This window comes from Mesorhizobium captivum (assembly GCF_033977165.1).
In the GTDB taxonomy this organism is placed as follows: domain Bacteria; phylum Pseudomonadota; class Alphaproteobacteria; order Rhizobiales; family Rhizobiaceae; genus Mesorhizobium; species Mesorhizobium captivum.
In genome coordinates this window covers 1-25,250 of the sequence record NZ_JAVIJB010000016.1, presented here as the reverse complement: position 1 = coordinate 25,250, position 25,250 = coordinate 1, and the positions used below count along the sequence as shown (strand labels likewise).

Sequence of the window (25,250 nt, the reverse complement as noted above, 5' to 3'; positions counted from 1 at the left end):
AGTTTCCGCTAGGTCGAGCCCATGGAAGGAATGACCAAGGCGGATGTCGATAAACTCGATAAAGGCTTGGCCGTGCACGGCGGCCGGCCGCTTCGTCCGCGCGATGCCGCAACCTTGATCCTGCTGGACCGGAGCTGCAGCGACGTTCTGGTGCTGATGGGCCGGCGCCATGCCGGCCACGCTTTCATGCCCGGAAAATTCGTCTTCCCCGGCGGCCGTACCGACCCCGCAGACAGCCGCATTCCGGTGGCTGCACCGCTGCACCGCGAGGAAGAAACCAGGCTTGCCAGCGGCCCCGGCCGCGCGAGCACCGCGCGGGCGCGCGCCATCGCCTTGTCGGCAATCCGCGAGACCTACGAGGAAGCCGGCCTGCTGATCGGCCGCAAGGGCCCGTTCGCGACCGCCAAGCGCGACTGGCAGGGTTTCGTCGAACACGGCGTGATACCGTCGCTGGACGCCTTGCGCTTCATCGCCCGCGCCATCACTCCGCCCAACCGCGTGCGTCGCTTCGACACCCGCTTCTTCAGCGCCTGGCGCGAGGACGTCGCCGTGGAATTGCCGGATGGCGGTCCGACCGACGAGTTGGAAGAGCTCGTCTGGCTGCCGCTCGCCGAGGCGCGCAAGGTCGACATTCCCGACATTACCCGCATGATCCTGGAAGAACTGGAAAAGCGGCTCGCCCACGATCCCTTGCTGCGTCCGGGCGGCGCCGTGCCGTTCTTCCGGCTGATCCGAAACCGCTTCGTCCGCGAAGTCCTTTAGAAACAGAGCATCGATATCCCATGACGGTCGATACCCAGCAAAAGGGCGACGAACGCGTACACTGGCTGCCGATGATCGCGGCGATCTCCTCGATCAGCGTGGTCGGCATCGCTATCGGCCTCGGCATGCCGCTGCTCAGCGTCATCCTCGAAACGCGCGGCCACTCGGCCTCGATGATCGGCCTCAACACGGCGGTCGCCGGCCTCGCCTCGATCGCCGGCGCGCCGCTCGCCACGCCGCTCGCCATGCGGCTTGGCGTCGCCTGGACAATGCTTTTGATGATTGCCGCCGGCGCGCTTGCCTTCGTCGGTTTCCATTTCGCGCCCGCCTTCTGGATGTGGTTCCCGCTGCGCGTCGCGTTGCACATCTCGCTGACGGTGCTGTTCATCCTGTCGGAATTCTGGATCAGCACCTCGGCGCCGCCGCATCGTCGCGGCCTGGTACTCGGCATCTACGCCACGGTGCTGTCGCTGGGTTTCGCTGCCGGCCCCTGGCTATTTGCCCATCTCGGCTCGAGCGGCTTCCTGCCGTTCGGCGTCACCATAGCGCTGGTGACGCTCGCGGCCATTCCGGTGCTTGCGGCCCGCAACGAGAGCCCGGCGATCGTCGCCGATAGCGAAACCAGCCATTTCCTGCGCTACATCTGGATGGTCCCGACCGCGACCTTTGCCGTGCTGGTGTTCGGCGCCGTCGAGACGGGCGGCTTCTCGTTGTTCCCGGTCTATGGCAACCGCATCGGCTATTCGGAGGCCGACGCCGCGCTGCTGCTCACCATGATCGGCCTCGGCAACGTGCTGCTGCAGATCCCGATCGGCGTGATCAGCGACCGCGTCTCCGACCGCCGCTACCTGCTTCTGGCTTGCGCCACGGTCGGGCTCATCGGCACCGTCTTCATGCCCTTCTTTGCGCAGAATTGGCACCTGATGGCAGCGCTGCTGTTCGTCTGGGGCGGCGTGGTCGCCGCCATGTACACGATCGGGCTTGCCCATCTCGGCTCGCAGCTTTCCGGCCATGAGCTCGCCTCCGCCAACGCCGCCTTCGTGCTCTGCTATGGCGTCGGCATGGTGATCGGCCCACAGGCGATCGGCATCGGCATGGACGCCTTCGGCCCCTCGGGCTTCGGCTGGTCGCTCGCGTTGTTCTTTGCCGCTTATATGCTCCTGGTCTTGGTCCGGTTGGTGCGAAAGATTCTCTAGCGAGAAATATCGCCGGGCATAGGGCGATGCTGACATCACCGTGTCAGCAGGGCCCCTGCTATACCTTGCTCCAACGCAGGTATAGCGAGGAGAGATCGGATGATCGACAGCGGCTTTGAAACCAAATCCCTCAGGATGGAACTGCTTCTGCTCGTCACCTTCCAGGCGCCGGCTGCCGATGTCGAGCGCATCATGGAGGCCGTGGTGGCGATCGCGCCGCTGCGCATGGGCGAATATGACGGCAATGCCTATCAGTCGGCGCAAGGCATAGAGCGCTACCGGCCGCTGGAAGGCGCCGCCGCAGGCGCCGAGATCGAATTGCGCCGGCGGCCGGGCACGGTCGAGGTATCCTTCGAACTGCCCGACGACCAGGCGCTTGCCGCGCGCGTCGTCGAGGCCATATTCCAGGCTCACTCCTATCAGGAGCCGGTCATCCGCATTCAGCCGCTGCTGACCAGCCGTTCCAAGGGCCTCGACGACCGCGCCAATCCGAACCGCTGGTGGAACACGACCGGCGACTGGAAGACGGCGCCGCGCCCGGAAACGATCGCCGCCGAGTGACGTCGGAGCCGAATTCGCCGCCGGAGGAAGTTGCCTATGAAAGACGAGGCATACCGCGAGCCGGCGCGCGATCCTCAGGACCTGGCGCGGTTGTTGGTTTCTCGCGAGCAGGCGGGAGACGCTGAAGGAATGGCAACCCTCTACGAGCCCTATGCCATCCTCGATATCGGCGGCGGACAGCTGGCCTGCGGCAGGGATGCCATCCGCGCGTTCTACGCTGAGTTGGTGGCAGCCGGGCAAAGGTTTGAGCTTGGCGATCAGCGCCCGGCTATCGTCAACGGAGATCTGGCGCTCACGTCCACGCGCCTTCGCAATGGCACGGTGACTGTGGAAATTGCCCACCGGCAAGGTGACGGGACATGGCTGTGGGCGATCGATCAGCCGTCGATTCTCCCATGAGCCAAGGCTCGTCACTCGAGACGAAAGCACCGCCCGGGCCCCTTGGGCTTGACTTTCCGGGCGCGTTCTTTATGTGTCGCGCCAAGTTTCCCGCGTCCGGGTGTTTTCCCCGTGTTCCAGCGGCCAAAACTCCACGAACATTAACGGACGAACATCATGGCCAAAGCCGCAAACATCAAGATCAAGCTTCTGTCGACCGCCGACACCGGTTTCTTCTACGTGACCAGCAAGAACAGCCGCACCAAGACGGACAAGCTGTCGTTCCGCAAGTACGACCCGGTCGCCAAGAAGCACGTCGAATTCAAGGAAACCAAGATCAAGTAATCTGGTTATCCTGAAATGCCGAAACGCCGCCCATGGGGCGGCGTTTTTTGTTTTCATATCTTGAAAAAGGGGGCCGGTCGGCGGTTGGCAGCGGTACGAGGAGGCCACTATGTGCCAGCGCCGGCCGGCCGACCCCACGGACCCAGGAGATGCGGCGGACCTGAGCATCATGGGGTATTTTTCGGATCGAGCCGGGCAGTCTACCCTCGTGCCGGCTTCGTCTTCGGTCTATGCGAAGCAGATTTGCGCAAGAACGTATGAAAATCAACCATTTCTTAACCACGGCTCGCGAATCGCTTGGGTTAAGGTAAATTCCTAACCTTGCCGGATGACCGGATATTAGCTGTCTCTACAATGCATATCGCTCAAAAGTATGTGGCGGTTTTGAGAAAACGGCATGCATAAATCAAAAGGCCTAAGACGCGTCGCCTGAATCCGTTTCAGCGCAACGCGCTTCAAAGCATGTCTCCCCAAATGGGAACCGGTTTCGGGACAAAGGCATGCTGACAGGATAGAGCGACGCGCTTTAGGCGGCCTTGGCGACAACCCGGTTGCGGCCGCCGCTCTTGGCCTCGTAGAGCGCAAGGTCGGCACGCTTCATCAGCGCCGCGACGGTATCGGCTCCTTTCAGCACCGATGACACGCCCACGCTGACCGTCACTTCAATCGTCTTCCCTTCGGTTCCGATTGCAAATGGCACCTGTGCGATCTCGGCGCGGATGCGTTCGGCCACCTTCTCGGCAATCAGCCCCTCGGTGTCCGGCATGACCACGACGAACTCCTCGCCGCCGAACCGGCAGGCGAGATCGATGCCGCGCACGTTCTTGCGCAGCCGCCTGGCGAATTCGCGCAGCACGTCGTCCCCACCGTCATGGCCATGGGCGTCGTTGATGGATTTGAAGCGGTCGAGATCGGTGATCATCACCGACAGCGGCCGCCGCCGCGCCACGGCGCGGTCGAACAGCGTCTGCAGGTGACTGTCGAGGTAGCGGCGGTTGTGCAGACCGGTCAGTCCGTCGGTCACCGCCATCTCGATCGTCTGGGTGACGCTGGCGCGCAGCTGGTCGTTGTAGCGCTTACGCCGCACCTGCGTGCGCAGGCGCGCCGTTAGCTCGTGCTGGTCGATCGGCCGCGTCAGATAGTCGTTGATGCCGAGCTCGAGGCCGCGGATGATCCGGCCCTCCTCGCCTTCATCGGCCAAAAGGATGATCGGCAGGAAGCGGGTGCGGTCGAGCGAGCGCAGTTGCGAGCAGAGCCTCAGCGCATCGAAGTCGGCGAAGGCCGTCGAGATCAGCACACACTCATAGGACGTTTCGGCGGCCTGGAAGAAGCCGGCATTCGGATCGGTCGCGACATCGAGCTCGGCGCTACCGCGCAACATCTTCCGGATGCGCTCGATCGACGACTTGCGCTCGTCGACCAGAAGCACTTTGGGCTTGGTGTCTTCCGTCGCGAAGTTGCGGCTGAGCAATTCCTCGATGCCGATGTTGCGCGTGGTCGAGGCGCGCAGGCGCAGCTCGTCGGTCAGCGACTTCAGCCGGACCAGGCTCTTTACCCGCGTCATCAGCTGCAGATCGTTGACCGGCTTGGTGAGGAAATCGTCGGCGCCGGCCTCGAGACCGCGCACTCGGTCAGATACCTGGTCGAGCGCGGTGATCATGACGACCGGAATATGCGAGGTCGCCGGGTCGCTCTTCAGCCGCTTGCAGACTTCGAACCCGTCCATGCCCGGCATCATCACGTCGAGCAGCACCACATCGACCTTGCCGTTTTCACAAGTCTCGATGGCGTCCGGGCCGTTGCCGGCCGTCAGCACCTCGAAATATTCGGCCAGCAGCCGAACCTCCAGCAGCCGCACATTGGCGGGGATGTCATCGACGACGAGGATCCGCGCGGTCATCTCAAAGGCTCCGGCTCGGCATCAGGCATCGCCCAGATAGGATTTGATCGTCTCGATGAAGCGCGGCACCGAGATCGGCTTGGAAATATAGGCCTCGCAGCCGCCCTGGCGGATGCGCTCCTCGTCGCCCTTCATCGCGAAGGCGGTGACCGCGATCACCGGAATCGAATGCAATTCGTCGTCTTCCTTCAGCCATTTGGTCACTTCCAGGCCCGAAACCTCGGGCAGCTGGATGTCCATCAGGATCAGGTCCGGCCGGTGCTGGCGCGCCAGGTCCAGCGCTTCCAGGCCATTTCGCGTGCGGACCGTCTCGTAACCGCTGGCTTCGATGAGGTCCCGAAAGAGCTTCATGTTGAGCTCATTGTCCTCGACGATCATGACCTTCTTAGCCATTAATTTCCCGTCCCGACCGCCTTCGAAGCCGAAGACCGTCGTCATGCGTCCCTTCCGGATCGCACCCAACCCTTTTTCACTCTACGCCAATATCATTGACGAAACGGAAACCGGACGTTGGAAAAGCGCCGGGATTCCATCTGCGGGTGCAGGGGCTGAAGCGGCTGAGACTTGCCGCAAGCGACGCTTGCCATTACTGCGGAGGAAAGACTCACATCCACACCAGCAAAGGTAATGATGGCGAACGCAGCGTCAATGCGCGAGGAAGCGGAAACCGTTGCCGTCAGGGCGCTAGGCTTCGTCGCCGCCGATCCGGAGCTTCTGCCCCGCTTCCTGGCAATCACCGGCATCGAGGCGCATTCGATCAGAAGGGCGGCTGAAGAGCCTGGCTTCCTCGCCGGCGTGCTGCAGTTCATCCTCGCCCACGAGCCGACGCTTTTGCGCTTCGCCGAGGAGACCGGCACGCCGCCGGCCGCTGTCGGCAAGGCGTTGCGGGCGCTGCCGCTCGGCAATGACGATCACGAGCGCTCGACATGAGCGACGATCCCGAAACCGCGCGCCAGATCGAGGAGTTGGCCGCCGACGACCGGCCGCTGCTGGTGCTGGACGTGGACGATGTCGTGCTCGAATTCGTCCGGCCCTTCCCGCATTTTCTGAAAACGCGCGGTTTCCAGCTGACGCTTGCCTCCTTCCGCCTGACCGGAAACATCGCCGAGACGGCATCCGGCCGGCTGATCGAGCAGGCCGAGGTCACGGCCATTCTCGGTGATTTCTTCGACGCGCAGTCCGACTGGCAACGCATCACCGACGGCGCCGCGGAGGCGCTGGCGACGCTCGGCCAGCGTGCCGAGATCGTGCTCTTGACCGCCATGCCGCACAGACATCGCGCCGTGCGCCGGACGCATCTCGACGAGCTCGGCCTCAACCACCCGCTGCTGACCACGGAAATGGCGAAAGGACCGGCCATCGCCAAGCTGCGCGGCGCCAGGGGCAGGCCCGTCGCCTTTGTCGACGATCAGCCCTCCAACCTGCTGTCGGCGCGCAACTCGGTCGCCGACGCGCACCTCTTCCACCTGATGGCCGACAATTCGCTGCGCGCCTTCCTGCCGCCGACGCCGGACGACATCATCTCGGTCGAGAATTGGCGGGAGGCGGCCCCTAAGATCGCGGCCGCATTGGGGCTCTAATTCAGGCGCTCAGGGCTGCAGCTTCGCTCCAGCCCCGCCATTGTCACCGGCGTCCGAATCGTCGCCTCCGGTGGAATCATCCGTTCCGTTCGCGCCGTCATCGCCTGAGTTGTCATCCTGACCCGCGCTGTCGTCCTGGGCGGCATCCGGGCCTTTCAGCATGGCGCCGTTAACTTTGACCGAGCCGTCGGCTGTCGTGTCGATGACCCACTCCAGGCGACCATCCGGCAGTGTCTTGCCAAAACCCTTGACGGCAAGCGCAAACGGGAAGGCCTGCGCCATCTGCTCATCGCTCTTGGCAGCTTCCTTCAAGGCATCGACGATCTTGTCGTAGCCGGCCACATCGACGGTCACGCTCCCATCGGGTTTCTTGCTATCCGGGAAAAACACCTCGCCTTCCATGGCGACTTCGATATCGCCATTCTTCACCGTCGAGTGCCCGAATACGACCTTTGGCTTCTTGGCCTTGAAATCGTCGACCAAAGCCTTGCCGAATTCATCCGGAAGCGGCGGATTCTTATTGAGATCAAAGGCTTCGATCGTCTTCCTCGCCATTGTATCGAGATCGATATTGGCGCCGCCGAAATGGAGGTCGATATCCGTCGGCAGCAACGCAACGGCCCAGGCGGGCAACATCTGTTGCGGGATCGTCAGGCCGGACGCCTTGATCGCGTAGTCGATCTTGCCGTTCTGAGAGATGCCGTCCATGCCCCCGGTCACATTCAGTTGCGTGGCGCCGAACTTGCCGACTGGGCTCTCCGCCTCGAAATTCTTGAAGCCGTAGTTGCCGTCGATCCTTTCCCAGACGGGCAGCGCGGCCTCAAGAAGCGCTTTGAGCTCGGCCTGGTTGGCCTTGAGCTTGGCTTCGTCCTCATTGGCCACGGCGAAGGCAAGGAGATCGAGCAGCGGCTTTATCCGCACGCCCTTGCCGTTTGCGTCCACCGACAGTTCCGGCGTTCTCAGCGTGATCGGAAAATTCGTTCCGCTGTCGGGGTCGTCGATCTTGATCGTCTCGACGAAACTCGAGACTTTCTGCGTTGCCGTGAAGTCGACGCCGCCATTAGCCGATTTGGTCGCGGCAACGGTCGCGGTGCCGGCGCCGGCGGTGACGTCCACCTGCTGCTTGGCTTCCCGCGATGTCATCGTCATGCCCGCCATCGAGCTGGTGCCGCTGGTGAAGGCGGCGAGGTTCGGATCGTAGACGGCGGTGCCCTTGCCGCCCTTGATCGAGAGTTCCATGCTTTGCGGACCTTCCGGCCCGTTGAACTCGAAAGACATGCTCTGGGAGAAATCCGAGGCGACGTCCCAGGAACCGTCGCTGCGCGGCGTCACCATCAAGGCGTAGGGGGCGAGATCGAATTTCAGCGGCTTCTGGTCCGGCAGGGCATCGACCAGCGCCTTGATGTCGAGCGCGATTTTGTAGGCGTCGCCTTCAACCGAGACCTTGAGCACGCCCTTGTCGAACGCCTGCTTGCCGAAATAGCGCGCCAGACTATCGGAGAGCTGCTTCGCGCCCTGGCTGTCGACCGCCTGGGCGACGGCAGGCGCGGTGAACGCAAGAGCTGCAACAAGTGGCAAAATACGCTTCACGTCGGTTCTCCGTCGGTCTCGGAAGGCAAATCGTTTCGTGCTTCCGGTAGGAAGGAAGCGTTACCGCTGCAACACGATGACTGTAAGCCAAAACCTCAAGTCACTAAAGCACCAGCCGCATCAGCGGCCTGCCGGGCTTGCGCTCCACAAGCCTCTCGAACCCGGCCTTCTCGAACACCCGCGATGAGCCGACGAACAGTCCGATCGAGCGCGAATCGCGCGACAGATCGATCGGGCAGGCTTCCAGCAACCTGGCGCCGTTGTCGCGGGCAAAGGCGATGCCTCCGTCGACGAGGCGATGGGTGATGCCCCTGCCCCGCGCCTTGACGCGGATGAAGAAGCAGGAGATCGCCCAGACATTCGGGTCGCCGGCATCGGCCGGATCGACCGGCGCCGAGCCCCTGCCCTGATTGTTCCACTCGGGCACGTCGGCGCGCGGACCGACCTGCATCCAGCCGACGGCCTTGCCCTCATCGAAAGCCAGAAGCCCCGGCGGCGGACCGGCTTCGATGCGCGCCTTGATGTGGTCCTTGTTGCGCTCGCGGTCGCTGGCGCGGCGCTCCGCCGGCGTCAGCCGGAAATGCGTGCACCAGCAGCCGTAACAGGCGCCTTGCTTGCCGAAGAGATCCTCGAAATCGGTCCAACGCTCTGGCGTAAGCGGCGCTATGGTCGTGCTCATGCGTTCTCCCCAGGCCAGCCTTGTTGCCGGCCTTGCGCTGTCGTACCATTGCGTTTGTTCTCTTTATGTTCGCAGCAATGGCGGCTCCTGTCAATAATCCCGAACACGGTTTCTGCCGCGACTGCCTGGCGCTGCAGCGCAGCGAGACACGGCGCTGCGAGCGCTGCGGCAGTCCGCGTCTTGTCCGCCATCCCGAACTCTACCGGCTGCACATCGCCCATATCGACTGCGATGCCTTCTACGCGGCGATCGAAAAGCGCGACAATCCGGCGCTGAAGGACAAGCCGGTGATCGTCGGCGGCGGCAGGCGCGGCGTCGTATCCACCGCCTGCTACATCGCACGCATCCAGGGCGTCCGCTCGGCGATGCCGATGTTCAAGGCGCTCGAGGCCTGCCCCGAGGCCGTGGTCATCCCGCCCAATATGGAAAAATACGTCCAGGTCGGCCGCGAGGTGCGCGCGCTGATGCAAGAGCTGACGCCGCTGGTCGAGCCGCTTTCGATCGACGAGGCGTTTCTCGACCTCGCCGGCACCGAGCGACTGCACCGCATGCCGCCGGCACTTGTGCTGGCGCGCTTCGCGCAGACGGTGGAAAAAGAACTCGGCATCACCGTTTCGGCCGGCCTTTCCTATTGCAAATTTCTGGCCAAGATCGCGTCGGACTTCCGCAAGCCGCGCGGCTTCTCGGTCATTGGCGAAGCGGAGGCGCCGAGCTTCCTCGCCGGGCAGCCGGTGACGCTGATCTGGGGCGTCGGCAAGGCGTTGGCTGCTACGCTGGAACGCGACGGCATTCGCACCATCTCCCAGCTGCAGCGCATGGAACGCGGCGAGCTGATGCGCCGCTATGGCGTCATGGGCGACCGGCTCTACCGACTTTCGCGCGGCGAGGACGACCGCCGCGTCGACCCCGATGGCGATGCCAAGAGTGTCTCGGCCGAAACCACCTTCGACACCGATATCGCCTCATTGGCCGAACTGGTGCCGGTGTTGCGCGGCCTGTCGGAAAAAGTCTCGGCGCGGCTGAAGAAATCCGGCATTGCCGGGCGCACCGTGGTGCTGAAGCTGAAGACGCAGGATTTCAAGCTTCGCACCCGCAACCGCCAGCTTGGCGATCCGACACGGCTGGCCGACCGCATCTTCCAGACCGGGCTCGACCTGCTGCGCCGCGAGGCCGACGGCACGAAGTTCCGCCTGCTCGGCATCGGCGTCAGCGATCTCTCCGATGATCAAAAGGCCGATCCGCCCGACCTGGTCGACGTCCAGTCCCGCAAACGCGCGCTGGCCGAAACCGCCGTCGACGAGCTGCGCGACAAGTTCGGCAGGAAGGCCGTCGAGACCGGCTACACGTTTGGCAAGGGCCGTGCCGCCAATCCACCCGAGCCGCTCGAGGATTGAGACTGGCCCGGCATTCATGCAGGTATGATCAGCTGCGCTGCAAGTCGATCCGGCTCGTCACCATGGTCTTGCCGGTTTTTGGATCGGTGTCGGTCACCGTCAGCCGCATGCTGTCGCCGCCTGTCTTTTCGACAGTCAATTGCGCCTTGCGATCGCCGTTGACCTCCTTTGCCCAGTGAATGCCGAGATTGAGCGCGTTTCCCGAACGGCGCCCGTTCAACCGCGCCGGCCCCGTGCGCGAGCCGATATAGACGCCGGTGTAGCCCACGCCTTTGGCTTTGAGATCGGCGCTGATCTCCCGCGTCATCAGGATGAGGCCCCGGCATCTGCCGTCCAGCGACAGCGATGTCGAGGTCGCGCCAGACTTGAAGGTGCAGGAGATGTTCACCGTCGGCGCGTTGGCGCTCACCTTGAGGGTGCCATTGCCGGCGAAGCTGCCCTGGAACGAGCGCAGGAAATCGGCATCGTCGGCGCGGGCGTCAGCCACTGTCGCCGTCAGGCAGCCGGCGAGCACAAACAGCATCATCGATTTCATTGGCAATCTCCCCCTCGGCATCGGACGTGCCAAAGCCTACGAACACAACGATTCGAACGCCTGCGACGGCTGCAGGTTCCGCCTTCAACGTGACTGTTTTTTAACGCCGCTTTTTAACGCCGCCGGGGCTGGCCCACTCGAATGCAGCGACTAGCGATTGCGGTCGAAGGTCCGACTTGCGAAATAGCGCGCATGACACCCGCTCCCTCGATCACCAAGGCCGCGCTCTGGATGGCGTTGTCGATCGCCTCCTTTCTGGCGATGTCGGTCGCCGGCCGCACCGCGACGGCCGCGCTCAATGTCTTCCAGGTGCTGGAGCTGCGCTCGGTGATCGGCTTTTTCATCCTGCTGCCGCTGGTGATGACGGGGGGCGGCTTCAAGGCGATGCGCACAGAGCGCCCGCTCGCCCACGTCGCCCGCAACGTCGTCCACTATGCCGGCCAGGCCGCCTGGCTCTATGCGCTGACGTTGATTCCGCTGGCGGTGCTGATCTCGATCGAGTTCACGACCCCGATCTGGACCGCGATCCTGGCGGTGAGCTTTCTCGGCGAAAGGCTGTCGCGGCCAAGGCTGACGGCGATCGTGCTGGGGTTGATCGGGGTGGTGATCATCGTGCGCCCTGGCGCCGGCTCCATCGATCCCGGTCATCTCGTCGTGCTGGGGGCCGCGATGTGCTTCGGCGTCTCGGTGGTCATGGTCAAGTCGTTGACGCGGACCGACAGCGTCGTGCGCATCATCTTCTGGATGCTGATCATCCAGTCCGCGGTCGGCCTCGTCCCGGCGCTCTACGTCTGGCGTAACCCGGCGTTCGAACTCTGGCCGTCGATATTCTTGGTCGCCTTTACCGGCATGTCTTCGCATTACTGCATGGCGCGCGCGCTCAGCCATGCCGATGCGACCGTCATTTCGCCGATGGACTTCCTGCGCGTGCCGCTGTCGGCGCTGATCGGCTGGCTGCTTTACAACGAGCAGATCGATATCTTCACCGCCGGCGGCGCGGCGTTGATCCTGGCCGGCAACCTGCTCAACCTGCAGCGTAAAGCCCCGCAGCCTGCCGAAGTCGCCACCTCCTAGGCAGACGCGCGCCGATAGGTTTCGTTGTCATTCTCGGTCTGTGGGGCGGCGTCGCTTTCGGGGATCCCGGACCATGGCTGCTTTGGGTGGGCCGGCCAACCGGCCCTTGGCCCGGCGTTCCCGGGCATCGGTGCAGCCGCTCTCGTCCCCTCCTTGCCATCAGCAAAGGTGATTTTCGTCTCGGCTTTCATTAAAAAAAAGGTAATGCCGCTTAATTTGATAGCGTCGCTGCCTCGCCACCGGTAGTCTCTTCATTCTGAACGGGGCGTGAGCAAGTTTTCCGGAGGGCCTCGATGAATACTATTAAGCATGCATTTCATCTTGTAAACGTTCTCGGTAATATAGTTCCCCACGCTGGCAGGCGGTTTTTGCTGGATAGGCTCGGATTGGGCAAGTTTTTGCAGCGGGCGTCCAAGGGGAGCATCGATCAGGTCAAACTGCCAAACGGGTACGACCTCTTCTTCAACCCCATGCTGCACTGGAACGCAACCAACCCAAAAAATCACGAGCCAGAAGTCACCGCTCTGCTCCATCGCTATCTGGAACCAGGGGCGGTTTTCTACGATATTGGCGCCAATATCGGATTGCATTCGCTGATCGCGTCGAAGATTGTGGGCCCAACGGGCCGAGTGCTTGCGTTTGAGCCCGGTGAGATCAACCTTAGGTATTTCCGCCGGACTCTCGAAAACGGTGCCCCCAACGTATCGCTGCACGAATTCGCGATTGGTGCTGCCGACGAAGCGAGGGTGTTCGACCTCAGGGGTGGCGCAATGTCGGGGAAGCTAGTCGGATCCGGAGAGAAAGCCGTCGATCCTGTGAGCGTGCAAGTCAGGTGCATCGATAGCCTCGTAGCTGAAGGCTACCCACGCCCCGACGTGATAAAGATAGATATCGAGGGAGGCGAGGCAGACGCCCTGCAAGGAGCCGCGAAAACGTTGCAAACACATCCGGTCGTGATCTGCGAGATGCATGATTTCGCGCCCGAGGAAGTGAGACGGGCCATGAGGGTGCTGATAGAAGCCGGTTATCGCTTGACCCGGCTCCCGGATAGATCGCCATCGGATCATGCGCGCAGTCATCATATTGTGGCGGTGCGGGGTGACAGCGCTTGAATTCGGCCAAAGCAAGCTTGGTGGTGTCCCGACTAACCGTCCTGGGCGACCGGGTTTTCAACTGGGGACATTCCCACCGTGCGTCCATTCGCAATTTTGGACTCGTAGTGGCGATATCGATTTTTGCTGGCGGGCTGCTGTTGGCCATCCAAAGCATGCCTGGCCTGATCGAACGGCTTAACGCAACTCCATTTGTCTTCCTTGTCCTGGTCGCGGTGCCGGCTACAGCGGCGCTGAATGCGCTCGAGCTCCAGATCATGGCAGCAATGGCAAAGAAGAACATGGCCTGGGCAAACGCATTCGAAATTGGCGTCTTTTCAAGTGCCGCCAATATGCTGTTTTTACCGGCGGGCCTACTATCGCGCGCTGCGGCGCTACGAGCACACGGAGTCGGACTGCAACTTGGAGGCAGCCTGATTCTCGTTTTCATGGCGTTGTGGTTTGGGGCAGCGTTTGGCTATTCGGGCCTATTCCTTCTTGCGCTCGGCCATATCAAAATCGGCGCAGGCTTTGTCGCTGTCGGATCGCTGTGCGCTGGAGTCAGCATCGTCTTCCTGGTCCGTCTCCGACCCGGCTGGAGACTGGTTGTTTCGGCATTGGCGGTAAAGCTTGCTGGCTTGGTCCTCGAGGCCTTTCGGCTCTCCCTCGCGGCAAAGGCGCTCGGGATCGGCCTCGGCTTCAACCAGGCTTCGACCTTTTCGATAGCCTCCATAATCGGAACACTAACCTCTCTCGTTCCGGCAGGCTTGGGGATCACGGAGGCGATAACCGCATTGCTCTCGCCGCTTGCCAATATCGATTCCGTCGCAGGTTTCGTGATTGCTGGAACCAACCGAATTGCCGTGGTGCTGGGTTTGCTTTTGCTGGCGGTCTTTCTTGTGGGAACAAGGCGATTGAGGTCCCTATCCGATTAGTATCGGCTGTATACATAGAAATCGGCAAAGGATGTGTTGTCGGGATCGCGCGGATCAAGCGGATAAGCGTTCGGAGTCACCCAACAAAGTTTCCACTCCGGTAGATTGACCTCGATCCAGTTCGTAAACCTACGATGCTTGACGTGCGGTTCCGGGGTCGATTCGGTTGAATTGCTTGAATACAGAATGACAAACCGCTCCGAAGCAGAGAACAAGTTCCGCATATACGTGTCAAACACCCTGTCTTCCACGAGGTGATATACTACGTCCAACGACAGCGCGAGATCGTGGTGACCCGGGTCGCTGTCGACAATCTTGAATTGTTTGGTCGGATCATTCGCGAACCGCTCCCGGCACCGTGCGACCGCCGAAGGTGCATTGTCGAGCCCTAAGTACTTTGGATATTCTGCCAGGGCCAGTTGCATCCCGTCGCCGCAGCCGAACTCTACCACCGACTGAATTTGGTGATTTGCTACAAAGCGGTTGAGAAAATCGGCCTTAAACCGCGCGAGACGGTTAGCTGAACCAGCACCCGACGTGCCGCCAGCCCTGTAGCGCCTTTCCCAATAGTCGGCAGAATTTCGAAATTTCAGCGCGGCCAAAGCAAAATATACCTGCCGAACGAGTGGTCCCGCAAGCCAACTGTTCTTTGCCCATTTCTTCAACGACATAATTTCGCTCGACGCCCTTCTACTCGAATGCCCGCAACTTGCGAATCATCAATGGATTCATCTTTCGGTTGATAAAATTCGTTGATAGATCTCGTGGAATCGCTCGGCGGTCTTGGCCATCGTACCCTCCGACAAGACCCATTCCTTGGCGCTGGCGGCAAGGCCTGTTGCAAAGCTCCTATTTGTAACCATTCTTTCCACCGCGTCCGCGATTTCTCCCGGAGATCGCTCGGCGACCAGAAGCCCTGTCTCCTCATGGCGAATGATGTCGACAAGACCACCGCTTCGCGACGCAATCACAGGCAGATCATGGAGCATTGCTTCGAGCGGCACGACGCCCTGCGCTTCCATTGTGCCATCTGCCGCACGGCGAGAGGGAACGATCAGAACATCGCTTCTGCGCATCCAATGGCTAACGTTCGCCGGCTGCAGCCAACCCGTGAACAATATGCGATCGCGCACCTCAAGAGACGCGGCCTTTGCCTCGAGCGTTTGCCGTTCCGGCCCATCGCCCACGACAACGAGTCTTGCGCCTGGCAGACGGCTTTGCAGCGATGCGAGAGCGGCGACTGCGTCCTCTGCTCCCTTGCAGTCAATTAGCCTTCCGACGAAAAGCAAGAGCGGGTTTGCTCCGTCGGCGAATCCACTTTTCGAGGACGGGATCGTTGCCTCACGAGTTCGAGGAGACGCTCCGATCGGAACGATCTCGACGCGATCGGGGTTTGCGCCCAACATGCGTAGGGCAGCCGCCGTGGCGGCAGAATTAGCTGTCAGGAATGATGCATGCCGCGCGACGAGCTGTTTCGCCCACATCGGCAGGCGTCCTTGCAAGCCGAGAACGTCACTGCCATGCGCACTGACGACGAGGGCTGTTCGACCGAGGCAGGAAGGCAATGCCGTGATTCCTTGCGGGACCACCCAATGCGCATGGATCAGATGATGGCGACGCGACCTGGCTAGCTGATAAGTCGCAGCAGCTTGCGCGACCGCGATGAGTGGCAGCTTTATCGCCTTTGATGGCTTCGACTTGATGTTTTCGAGCGCTCCTGCGCCATAGAAGACGTTTTCCATCTTTTCAGGCCAGGCGTAGCGAAAGCGGTGAACGGTGACCCCGTTGCCCAGATCCTCCACCGTCTTGCTGCCGGGCGCATGAGGAGCCAACACGTCCAGTTCTATTCCCCGGGCAGCGAGCGCGAAAACCAGGTCGGCCATGAAGGGGGTGACATTATCGCCATGAAAACGAGGAAAAGTTGACGTGGAGATTAGGACGCGCAAACCAGCAGACCCCTCACCTAGAATCCGGTGAAGATCGCCGTTGGCGGCTCGCGCGCGGGAACCGGCAGGTTCCGTCCGCGGCGTAATGTGGCAGCTCCGCCCCGATAGCTATGAATACCCTCCGTGAGTTCGACAACATCGCCCGGCAGGACCAGCCTCCGGTCGACTTCAACCGGTGCTTCGGTCGTCACCGAATAGGGCCCAGGAATGTGGACCGCGAATGTGGCTTCAAGCCCGCCTGTAGCGGGCAACTGCTTTCCCGCGATCCAAATTGGACCCCAATGCCGGACATAATTCTCCTTCAAAGCCGCTATGTCGGCTGGGAGCAATCCTTCGTCCTCGTTCGCCAATTCAGCGTCTGGTTCCAGCGCGGCAGAAAGCGCCGGGCCCGAGACAATGACGAAAACCGGTCTTTCTTTTTCGGTCGCATGCAGAAGCACGGGCTCTCCTCGATCGCGATATTCTTCAATTCCCCAAGTGCTCATCAAAAATCCCGCATGGGGATAGGATGCAACCATGCCCGTTTGAGCAATATAGGGTACCGGATCCGGGAAGATTTGATGCACGGCGGAGATCAGTGATTGCTGAGCCGATTGGCCTCGCTGAAATTCTGGAATCGCATGCCCCACGGCCAACGCGACGAATATCAGGGGGATTGCCCCTAAAATTTTTGATAGGGAACCAAGCTTGTCCGCGGCCAACGCCCCGACCACCGCCACGGGTGCCATCATGAACACATAGAAGTAGGGAAAGCTGTTTCTATAGAAGATAACGCACAACAACGGCAAGGCGAAACTAAGTATAGTCAATGCGCGGAGCCTCTCCGCGCCGCTATTGGTGATTGCCCGAGCCACCGCCAGGCCGATTCCGGCGCAGATCACCGACCATTGCAGCGCGTCTACCGCCAGCGAGTACGCCAGAAATCGCGCCCCGTAGAAGAGATTGCTATCAACCAGTTGCTTGTTGTAGACGGAGGTCAGCGTGTTTCCAGCCTGAGATACAACCTGGGCCAGGCTTGCCGTGTGCCAAAGAAACAAGCTGGCGAATGCCGCGACGGCTATCGCGAGCGCGATGACCATATTCCGGAGCAATACCTTGTCGTGGATGCGCACCAGCTGCAGGGTCGCGACCATTGTTATGGTCGGGACATAAAAGACCGATTTTATCGAGATCAGGCCCGCAAACGTTACCGCCAGCGCAGAAAGGATGAGCAGCCTGAGAGGGAGGCGGTCGCGCGTCAGGCCGAATAGTGCCCCCATCAGAAGCGCCGTGATGATCGGGTCGGCACGGAAGCTCGTCGCGCTCCGCATCACGAAACTCAGCGTGGCGTAAAGCACCGTCGCCCATAAAGCCCCGCGAATGGAAACGAGGTTCTCCGCCGTCTTGAAGAGGAACCAGAGCGTGGCCAGATGAAGAAGCCACATCAGGCAGCGCGCAATGACAATTGCACCTATCTCGTCGGTGGGCAGCAACGTCAGCCATGAAAACAAATGGACGTGAAACGTCTGCAGGGCAAGACTAAGCGAAGCACGCTTGTATTCGAAAACCAGCGACAGGAAATGGAATTCGTCCCAGTTAATTTCCCGAAATAGCGCCGTAGCCAATTCCAGTGCTGCGATTGTCCCGAACAGGATAAGAATTGTCCATCGACCAACCCTGACGGGAGCTTCAAGCCTCGTATCGAAAAGTCCGACCAAACTCGTCATCACTCGACCCGGTCCATCCGCTCTTCGATTTTCCGGAGCTTGAAAAGCGTCATCTCGAGCATTTGCCGGTTGCGCCCGATGAGGTCGGCGACAATTGCGAAAAGCAAAGTGATAAAACCGACAATGATCAATACACCGCCAAGCACCAGCGATTGAATGTGGCCTCTATTGTCTCCCACCAGAGACAACCACAGAAAACGAAATATTGGTAACGATCCTATGAAAAAAATTACGCCGCCGATGAGCAAAAAGGCGTTTAGCGGATTATAAAGCGCATATGAGCGTACGATTGTGATGCCGGTGTTGAAAATAAAATGAGGTATGCTTTTGAATAAGCGCGATCGCCGCATGGGCGCGTTGGTTCGAATGGGAACCGACGCCACCGCCAATCGCCTCTTGCCGGCCAGGATCAGCATTTCCGTTGTATAGGAAAAGCGCGACACAATATTGATCTGCATCGCGGCGTCGCGACTTATCGCGCGAAATCCACTAACTGCGTCGGGAACGTCGATCCCCGCCAAATGACGAACGACACGAGTCCCGATGCGTTGCAGGATCTGCTTGCCTGACGAGAAATGGTGATTTGTGCGCACTTGGCGGTCGCCAATGACGATGTCGGCTTCGCCACGCACAATAGGCCCGATAAGCAGCTCTATGTTCGACGCGTCATATTGGTTGTCGGCGTCGGTATTGACAATGATATCGGCTCCCGCGCGAAGGCCGGCGTCTATCCCCGTCTGAAACGCAGCCGCCAAGCCGCGATTACGGCGATGGCTGACCACGTGATTTACATTGAGGCTTCTCGCAACGTCGGCAGTCCCGTCGGTGCTGCCATCATCGATCACAAGAATTTCGACGCTGTCTATCCCCTCGATCTTGCACGGTATCGCCGTAACAGTGGCCGCAAGACTCGCTGCCTCATTGTAGCAGGGAATCTGGATAACCAGTTTCAATGCCAAGATCGTCTCCCCACGCCCTATACCATCCATAAGCCAAGTGCTTTATTTTACAATGCGGCCGGGTTTCCCTCTGGGTAACAGAACACACACCCTATGAGGTCACCGTTTATTGCCGTGTGTTTTTTGAGCCGAATTGGCAGCTTGGTTTGCCGCTCACTCACGATAATTGCCGACACCAGCGGCCCGCAATCGTCGGCGCGCTGCCCATCGGGATCAGTCTGGACTATCGCGAAATCTGCCTTGCCCACCATCGCCCCACTCCTGCCCAATCGTCAGCCTTACCGACGACTTAGGCACGCCCCAACATTTTCGAAGCCTACCTGCAACCTTAGCAAGAACAAGTTAGTCAATGATATACAGAAGCATTCACCGTTGAGCGAATGACGTGGTTTGGCGAGTACTTGGTGGGAGCAGGGTGATGCGGCCTGGATTGGCGGCGAAGCCTCGCGCTAAAGCAATTCCAGGAAAAATGTGCAACGGTTTTCCGTCCGGAATTGCGCGAAAACAAATAGTTAGAGCATCTACACCAGTTCCACTTCGACCACACCCGGCACCGCGCGCATCGCCGACGCGACTTGCGGCGAGATGCGGTAGCGGTTGGGCAGTTCGATCTCCACTTCGCCCTGGCCTGCGTCCTTGATCAGCACGAAGCTCACCTGCCCCTCGCCCTTCACGGCAAGCTGGTTGGCAAGGATATTGATCGGCTGAGTGTCCCTCACGAAGATGCGCAGCGCCTTCTGGATGCGGCTTGCCTCGTCCTCCAGCGACTGCACCGTCTGGATGCGCAGATTGATGCCCTCCGGCCGATCTTCCGCCGAAACCGTGATCACCACGGAACGACCCGGCTCGAGCATGTCGCGATATTGCGCCAGGCCCTCGGAGAACAGCACCGCCTCGTACTGGCCCGTCGTGTCGGAGAACTGCACGACGCCCATCTTGTTGCCAGTGCGGGTCTTGCGCTCCTGCTTGGTGGTGACAGTGCCGGCAAGCCGCCCGGCCGCGGCGCCGCGTTTGACCGCAGCCGAGAATTCCGCCCAGTTCTGGACCCGCATTTTTTGCAGCGCGGCCTTGTATTCGTCGAGCGGATGCGCCGAGAGATAGAAGCCGACCACCTGGAACTCGCGATGCAGCTTGTCGGCGGCAAGCCAGGGATCGGCCGCCGGCAGGTTGAGAGCCTGCGACTGGCTCCCAAGCGAGGCGCCGAAAATGTCGGCCTGGCCGGAGATCGCGTTCTGCTGCGCCAGCGAGGCCAGCCCCATCATCCGCTCGACGCCGGCCATCATCACGGCGCGGTCATGCCCGAAGCAATCCAGCGCGCCGGCCATGATCAGGCTTTCGAAGACGCGCTTGCCGACGATCTTCGGATCGACCCGCTCGCAGAAGTCGGCAAGGCTCTTGAACGGTTTTTCGCCGCGCTTCTCGACGATGTGCTCGACCGCCGCGTCGCCAACGCCCTTGAGCGCTGCAAGGGAGTAAAAAATCTTGTTCTCGCCGACTTCGAAGGGGCGGAAACCGGTCATCACCGACGGTGCCACCACCTCGATGCCGAGACGCAGCGCGTCCTGGCGGAAATCGGCCAGCTTGTCGGTATTGCTCATATCGAGCGTCATCGACGCCGCCAGGAACTCGACCGGGTAGTGCGCCTTGAGATAGGCGGTCTGGTAGGAAACGACGGCGTATGCGGCGGCGTGCGACTTGTTGAAGCCGTAGTCGGCAAACTTGGCCAACAGATCGAAGATGAAGTCGGCTTGCGGCTTGCCGACGCCGCGCTCCACCGCGCCAGAGACGAAGCGCTCGCGCTGCTTGTCCATCTCGGCGCGGATCTTCTTGCCCATAGCGCGGCGCAAGAGGTCCGCTTCGCCAAGCGAATAGCCGGAAAGCTCCTGCGCGATCTGCATCACCTGTTCCTGGTAGACGATGACGCCTTGCGTCTCCTTCACCAGATGGTCGATCTTGGGATGGATCGAGGCCATCTCCTCCTCGCCATGCTTTCTGGCGTTGTAGGTCGGGATGTTCTCCATCGGGCCGGGGCGGTAGAGGGCGACCAGCGCGATGATGTCCTCGATGCAGTCCGGCCGCATGCCGATCAGCGCCTTGCGCATGCCGGCACTTTCAACCTGGAACACGCCGACCACCTCGCCGCGCGACAGCATGGCGTAGGTGTCCTTGTCGTCGAGCGGTATCGTCGCAAGATCGATGTCGACGCCGCGCCGGCGGATGAGCTTCACCGCGGTTTCCAGCACGGTCAGAGTCTTCAGGCCGAGGAAGTCGAATTTTACCAGCCCCGCCTGTTCGACATACTTCATGTTGAACTGGGTGACCGGCATGTCGGAGCGCGGATCGCGGTACATCGGGACCAACTCAGACAGCGGGCGGTCGCCGATGACGATGCCCGCGGCATGCGTCGAGGCATGGCGATAGAGGCCTTCGAGCTTCTGCGCCGTGTCGAGCAGCGTCTGGACGATCGGCTCCTTCTCCGCCTCCTCGGCAAAGCGCGGCTCGTTGGCGATGGCATCGGCCAGCTTGACGGGATTGGCCGGGTTCTGCGGCACCATCTTGGAGAGCTTGTCGACCTGGCCGTAAGGCATCTGCAGCACGCGGCCGACGTCGCGAAGCACGGCGCGCGCCTGCAGCGTTCCGAAGGTGATGATCTGCCCCACCTGGTCGCGGCCGTATTTCTGCTGGACGTAGCGGATGACCTCCTCGCGCCGGTCCTGGCAGAAGTCTATGTCGAAGTCCGGCATCGAGACGCGGTCGGGATTGAGGAAGCGCTCGAACAGCAGCGAGAAGCGCAACGGGTCGATATCGGTGATGGTGGTCGAATAGGCAACCAGCGAGCCGGCGCCCGAACCGCGGCCCGGCCCGACCGGAATGCCTTGCGACTTGGCCCATTTGATGAAGTCGGCGACGATCAGGAAGTAGCCCGGGAACTTCATCTTCTCGATGATGCCGAGCTCGAATTCGAGCCGCTCACGATATTGCTCGATTGTATAGCCTGGCGTCGGTCCATGCGCGGCAAGCCGAGCCTCCAGCCCTTCGCGCGCCTGGCGCGCAAGTTCCGCCGCCTCCGCTTTCTCGGCCGCGTCCTTGTCGGCGATGTCGGCTCCGGTGAAGCGCGGCAGGATCGGGCTGCGGTTCTTCGGATAGTAGGAGCAGCGCATCGCGATCTCGACCGTGTTGTCGATCGCTTCAGGCAGGTCCGAGAACAGCCGCGCCATCTCGGCCTGGCTGCGCAGGAAATTGTCCGGCGCGAGCCGCCGGCGATTGTCGGCGGCCACCACCGAGCCTTCGGCAATCGCTATCAGCGCGTCATGCGCCTCATAGTCCTCACGCTTGGAGAAGAAGGCCTCGTTGGTTGCAACCAGCGGCAGGTCATGGGTGTAGGCCAGGTCGACCGTCGACTTCTCGACCATGCGGTCATAGCCCTGGACGCGCTCCAGTTCGACATAAAGCCGGTCGCCGAACAGGTGCTTGAGAAAGATCAGCCGCTGCTCGGCGAGATCGCGGCGGTCCGCCTTGAGCGCGCTGCCGATCGGGCCGCGCGGGCCACCTGTCAGGCAGATCAGGCCATCGCAAAGGCCTTCTTCCAGCATCGTGCTGGTCATGTGCACCGGCTCGCCGGGTGGCGTCTCTAGATAGACCCGGCTGATCAGCCGGACCAGATTGGCATAGCCCGCCCCGCTGGCGGCAATCAGCACGACCGGCGCCATCTCGGGGCCGTGGCGGCGGCGGTCGCGCTGGCCATCGCTCGCTTCACCGGAAAAGGTGAGATCGATCTGGCAGCCGATGATCGGCTGAATACCGTCCTTGACCGCCTTCTGAGCGAATTCGAGCGCGCCGAACAGATTGTTGGTGTCGGTCACCGCGATCGCCGGCGCTTCGTCCTTGACCGCGTGGCCAACGATGGCGCCGAGCTGCAGGGCGCCCTCGAGCAGCGAATAGGCCGAATGCACCCGCAGATGGATGAAGGTCCGCGCCGGAGCTTCCGGCCGCGCGGCCTTCACGGCTGCTTCACGCTGCAGCGGGTCGCGTGGGAGTTCATCCGCCATGGGGCTCTTGTCGCTCGAAAGGACTCAACATTCGGGTGAGATGTATTGTCCGGTAACGCTTGATGCGAGTCCAGCGATCACCTATGCACAGTAAGGTGTGTTCAGATTCAGCTGAGGTCGTGTCGAAAATGGTGGCTTCCGAGAACCGGAGCGGAGCGTACTTGAAGTACGTGAGCACCGGAAGCGCAGGAAGCCGCCATTTGCAGGCCGGCCTCAGCTGAATATCACCACACCTTATTCGTCAGGCGAATTCCATGATCACCGCGTCGACCGCCAGACTGTCGCCGGTTTTGGCGTTGAGCTTCGCCACGGTGAGGTCGCGCTCGGCGCGCAGCACGTTTTCCATCTTCATCGCCTCGACCACCGCCAGCGTCTCGCCGGCCTTGACCTCCTGGCCCTCGGCGACGGCGATCGAGACGATGAGGCCGGGCATCGGGCAGAGCAGCATTCTCGAGGTATCCGGCGGCAGCTTCTCCGGCATCAGCCTTTCAAGCTCAGCCGTGCGCGGCAGCATGGCTTGAGCCCTCACCGACATGCCTTTCCAGGCGATGCGAAGACCGTTCGGCATCGGCCGGACCTGCGCCGCTATTCCTTTGCCATCGACCGTGCCCTGCCAGATCGCGTCGCCTGGCCGCCAGTCGGAGGCGACCGTCAGTGGCTTGCCGCCATTGATCGACAGGTCGACCTCCATCGGGATCGAAACCATTCCGTCGACAATGCTCACGCCGAGATAGTCCGTGTCGATTTTCACCACCCAGTCGCGCTTGAGATGACCCGAATGCGGCGCCAGCCGTCCGCTGAGGCGGTCGAGTCTGTCCCGGCGCAGCAGCTCGATCGCAGTGGCGATCGCGGCGAACACCGCCCTCTCCCCGCTGTCCGGCTCGACCGGCGCGAAGCCATCCGGATATTCCTCGGCGATGAAGCCGGTCGACAACCGACCCTCGCGCCAGCGCGGATGCCGCATCAGCGCCGAAAGGAACGGGATGTTGTGCTCGATGCCGTCGACGACGAAGCTGTCCAACGCTTCGGACATGGCGTCGATGGCGTCGAGTCTCGTCGGCGCCCAAGTGCAGAGCTTTGCCACCATGGGATCATAGAACATCGATATCTCGGAGCCCTCGGCGACACCGGTGTCATTGCGGATCACTATGTCGCCGAACGTCCCCTCTTGCGGCGGCCGGTAACGCGTCAGCCGGCCGATCGACGGCAGGAAATTGCGGAAAGGGTCCTCGGCATAGAGGCGGCTTTCCACCGCCCAGCCGTTGAGCTTCATGTCGCCTTGCTTGATGCCGAGCTTCTCGCCGGCGGCAATGCGGATCATCTGCTCGACAAGATCGATGCCGGTGACGAGCTCGGTCACCGGATGCTCGACCTGCAATCTTGTATTCATTTCAAGGAAATAGAAGTTCTTGTCCCTGTCAACGATGAACTCGACCGTGCCCGCGCTCTGGTAGTCGACGGCCTTCGCCAGCGCCACGGCTTGCTCGCCCATGGCTTTTCGGGTCTTGGCATCGAGGAACGGCGACGGCGCCTCCTCCACCACCTTCTGGTTGCGGCGCTGGATCGAGCATTCGCGCTCGCCGAGATAGAGCGCATTGCCATGCGCGTCGGCCAGCACCTGGATCTCGATATGGCGCGGATCGACGACGAACTTCTCGATGAAGACCCGGTCGTCGCCGAAGGAGCTTTTCGCTTCCGAACGGGCGCGTTCGAAGCCATCGCGGACTTCCGCCTTGCTCCAGGCGATGCGCATGCCCTTGCCGCCGCCGCCGGCCGAAGCCTTGATCATGACCGGATAGCCGATCTCGCCGGCAATCTTCTCGGCATGGTCGGCATTTTCGATGACGCCCAGCCAGCCGGGCACGGTCGAGACCTTGGCCTGGCTGGCGAATTTCTTCGATTCGATCTTGTCGCCCATCGCGCGGATCGCCTTGGGCTTCGGCCCGATGAAGACGATGCCCTCCTTCTCCAGCGCTTCACAGAAGGAGGCGCGCTCGGACAGGAAGCCGTACCCGGGATGCACCGCTTCGGCGCCGGTCTCCTTGCAGGCGGCGATGATCTTCTCAGGCTGCAGATAGCTCTGCGCGGCTGGCGACGGGCCGATATGCACGGCCTCGTCGGCCATTTCGACATGCACGGCATCACGATCGGCATCCGAATAGACCGCCACCGTGGCAATCCCCATCTTGCGCGCCGTCTTGATCACGCGACAGGCGATCTCGCCGCGATTGGCGATCAGGATCTTCTTGAACATTCGGACGTCGTTCCTCCGGCGAAGCCGCCCAGTTCTATGGACAATTCCGGCGCGTCTCAAGTGTCTGAAGCCCCTGCCCTCAGCGCCCGATGCCGATTGCAGAAACCGCGCCGAAAAACGTCGCAAGAGACGTTGGCCGTCACCCCCGAACCCGGTAAGGTGACCATGGGCTTACACAAACGGCGGGCAGTCGGCGATCTCGTATCGCCTGGCAAACTAGCGGCTTGCCGCAACTTGAAACTTGAAGATTGCCTTGGGAGGAATGCCTCATGAAAACGCGCGCCGCAGTTGCCGTTGGTGCCGGAAAGCCGCTGGA

At 61.5% G+C, this 25,250-nt stretch carries 22 protein-coding genes; 11 read left to right on the top strand and 11 right to left on the bottom strand.

The window, feature by feature from the left end; translation table 11 throughout:
* Positions 1 to 21 precede the first annotated feature (21 nt).
* The 5 genes from RFM40_RS15495 (at position 22) to rpmG (ending at position 3,242) form a co-directional block, all read left to right on the top strand.
* Positions 22 to 762, top strand: a complete 741-nt coding sequence (locus RFM40_RS15495; protein ID WP_320227324.1) for an NUDIX hydrolase — start codon at positions 22 to 24, stop codon at positions 760 to 762.
* 20 nt (positions 763 to 782) lie between these two features.
* On the top strand, positions 783 to 1,958 hold the full coding sequence (locus RFM40_RS15490) for an MFS transporter (RefSeq protein WP_320227325.1): 1,176 nt from the start codon (positions 783 to 785) through the stop codon (positions 1,956 to 1,958).
* 99 nt (positions 1,959 to 2,057) lie between these two features.
* Positions 2,058 to 2,519, top strand: coding sequence for a YqfO family protein (locus RFM40_RS15485; protein WP_292338472.1), 462 nt, complete (start codon positions 2,058 to 2,060; stop codon positions 2,517 to 2,519).
* A gap of 36 nt (positions 2,520 to 2,555) precedes the next feature.
* Positions 2,556 to 2,918 carry a YybH family protein gene (locus RFM40_RS15480; protein WP_320277767.1) on the top strand — a complete coding sequence of 121 codons (363 nt, stop codon included), beginning with the start codon at positions 2,556 to 2,558 and terminating at the stop codon, positions 2,916 to 2,918.
* Positions 2,919 to 3,074: 156 nt separating this feature from the next.
* Positions 3,075 to 3,242 (top strand): 50S ribosomal protein L33, encoded by a 168-nt coding sequence (gene rpmG / locus RFM40_RS15475; protein WP_006201775.1) that lies wholly within the window; start codon positions 3,075 to 3,077, stop codon positions 3,240 to 3,242.
* Positions 3,243 to 3,768: 526 nt separating this feature from the next.
* Here the strand turns inward: rpmG and RFM40_RS15470 are convergent.
* Positions 3,769 to 5,142, bottom strand: coding sequence for a PleD family two-component system response regulator (locus RFM40_RS15470; RefSeq protein ID WP_320227328.1), 1,374 nt, complete (start codon positions 5,140 to 5,142; stop codon positions 3,769 to 3,771).
* A 21-nt stretch (positions 5,143 to 5,163) separates the two neighbouring features.
* The gene (locus RFM40_RS15465) at positions 5,164 to 5,520 is read right to left on the bottom strand and encodes a response regulator (protein ID WP_277816130.1); all 357 of its coding nucleotides are present in this window, start codon (positions 5,518 to 5,520) and stop codon (positions 5,164 to 5,166) included.
* A gap of 252 nt (positions 5,521 to 5,772) precedes the next feature.
* On the opposite strand from RFM40_RS15465, the gene RFM40_RS15460 reads away from it, so the two are divergent.
* Together RFM40_RS15460 and RFM40_RS15455 are read left to right on the top strand one after the other, a co-directional pair.
* Positions 5,773 to 6,072: a DUF3572 domain-containing protein gene (locus RFM40_RS15460; protein WP_320227329.1), complete on the top strand. Its 300-nt coding sequence runs from the start codon at positions 5,773 to 5,775 to the stop codon at positions 6,070 to 6,072.
* Positions 6,069 to 6,722 carry a hypothetical protein gene (locus tag RFM40_RS15455; RefSeq protein ID WP_320277766.1) on the top strand — a complete coding sequence of 218 codons (654 nt, stop codon included), beginning with the start codon at positions 6,069 to 6,071 and terminating at the stop codon, positions 6,720 to 6,722. Before RFM40_RS15460 ends, RFM40_RS15455 begins: the two co-directional genes overlap by 4 nt.
* Before the next feature lie 9 nt (positions 6,723 to 6,731).
* Here RFM40_RS15455 and RFM40_RS15450 read toward each other — a convergent pair whose 3' ends face one another.
* Together RFM40_RS15450 and RFM40_RS15445 are read right to left on the bottom strand one after the other, a co-directional pair.
* The gene (locus tag RFM40_RS15450; protein WP_320277765.1) at positions 6,732 to 8,312 is read right to left on the bottom strand and encodes a DUF2125 domain-containing protein; all 1,581 of its coding nucleotides are present in this window, start codon (positions 8,310 to 8,312) and stop codon (positions 6,732 to 6,734) included.
* A gap of 103 nt (positions 8,313 to 8,415) precedes the next feature.
* A complete protein-coding gene (locus RFM40_RS15445) occupies positions 8,416 to 8,991 on the bottom strand; it encodes a GNAT family N-acetyltransferase (protein WP_320227332.1) in 576 nt (191 codons plus the stop codon).
* A gap of 65 nt (positions 8,992 to 9,056) precedes the next feature.
* Here RFM40_RS15445 and RFM40_RS15440 point away from each other — a divergent pair, with 65 nt between their 5' ends.
* A complete protein-coding gene (locus RFM40_RS15440; RefSeq protein ID WP_320277764.1) occupies positions 9,057 to 10,385 on the top strand; it encodes a DNA polymerase IV in 1,329 nt (442 codons plus the stop codon).
* 28 nt (positions 10,386 to 10,413) lie between these two features.
* Here RFM40_RS15440 and RFM40_RS15435 read toward each other — a convergent pair whose 3' ends face one another.
* Positions 10,414 to 10,920, bottom strand: coding sequence for a hypothetical protein (locus RFM40_RS15435; RefSeq protein ID WP_320227334.1), 507 nt, complete (start codon positions 10,918 to 10,920; stop codon positions 10,414 to 10,416).
* A gap of 192 nt (positions 10,921 to 11,112) precedes the next feature.
* Here RFM40_RS15435 and RFM40_RS15430 point away from each other — a divergent pair, with 192 nt between their 5' ends.
* The 3 genes from RFM40_RS15430 to RFM40_RS15420 all read left to right on the top strand — a co-directional run bounded on the left by RFM40_RS15430 (position 11,113) and on the right by RFM40_RS15420 (position 14,020).
* Positions 11,113 to 11,994 (top strand): DMT family transporter, encoded by an 882-nt coding sequence (locus RFM40_RS15430; protein WP_320227335.1) that lies wholly within the window; start codon positions 11,113 to 11,115, stop codon positions 11,992 to 11,994.
* Positions 11,995 to 12,287: 293 nt separating this feature from the next.
* Entirely contained in the window at positions 12,288 to 13,106 is an 819-nt protein-coding gene (locus RFM40_RS15425; RefSeq protein WP_320227336.1) for an FkbM family methyltransferase, read from the top strand.
* Positions 13,103 to 14,020, top strand: a complete 918-nt coding sequence (locus RFM40_RS15420; protein ID WP_320275212.1) for a hypothetical protein — start codon at positions 13,103 to 13,105, stop codon at positions 14,018 to 14,020. The genes RFM40_RS15425 and RFM40_RS15420 overlap by 4 nt, the downstream gene beginning before the upstream one ends.
* Here RFM40_RS15420 and RFM40_RS15415 read toward each other — a convergent pair.
* From RFM40_RS15415 to RFM40_RS15390, 6 genes are all read right to left on the bottom strand, one after another.
* Complete coding sequence (locus RFM40_RS15415; protein ID WP_320277763.1) at positions 14,017 to 14,691, bottom strand: class I SAM-dependent methyltransferase; 675 nt, start codon at positions 14,689 to 14,691, stop codon at positions 14,017 to 14,019. The two genes, RFM40_RS15420 and RFM40_RS15415, sit on opposite strands and share 4 nt — an antisense overlap.
* 57 nt (positions 14,692 to 14,748) lie before the next feature.
* Complete coding sequence (locus RFM40_RS15410) at positions 14,749 to 15,903, bottom strand: glycosyltransferase (RefSeq protein ID WP_320277762.1); 1,155 nt, start codon at positions 15,901 to 15,903, stop codon at positions 14,749 to 14,751.
* A gap of 80 nt (positions 15,904 to 15,983) precedes the next feature.
* Complete coding sequence (locus RFM40_RS15405; protein WP_320277761.1) at positions 15,984 to 17,672, bottom strand: hypothetical protein; 1,689 nt, start codon at positions 17,670 to 17,672, stop codon at positions 15,984 to 15,986.
* Entirely contained in the window at positions 17,672 to 18,631 is a 960-nt protein-coding gene (locus RFM40_RS15400) for a glycosyltransferase family 2 protein (RefSeq protein WP_320227341.1), read from the bottom strand. The genes RFM40_RS15405 and RFM40_RS15400 overlap by 1 nt, the downstream gene beginning before the upstream one ends.
* 521 nt (positions 18,632 to 19,152) lie before the next feature.
* Positions 19,153 to 22,680 carry a DNA polymerase III subunit alpha gene (gene dnaE, locus RFM40_RS15395; RefSeq protein ID WP_320227342.1) on the bottom strand — a complete coding sequence of 1,176 codons (3,528 nt, stop codon included), beginning with the start codon at positions 22,678 to 22,680 and terminating at the stop codon, positions 19,153 to 19,155.
* Between the two features lie 241 nt (positions 22,681 to 22,921).
* On the bottom strand, positions 22,922 to 24,934 hold the full coding sequence (locus tag RFM40_RS15390) for an acetyl/propionyl/methylcrotonyl-CoA carboxylase subunit alpha (RefSeq protein ID WP_320277760.1): 2,013 nt from the start codon (positions 24,932 to 24,934) through the stop codon (positions 22,922 to 22,924).
* Positions 24,935 to 25,250: the final 316 nt, after the last annotated feature.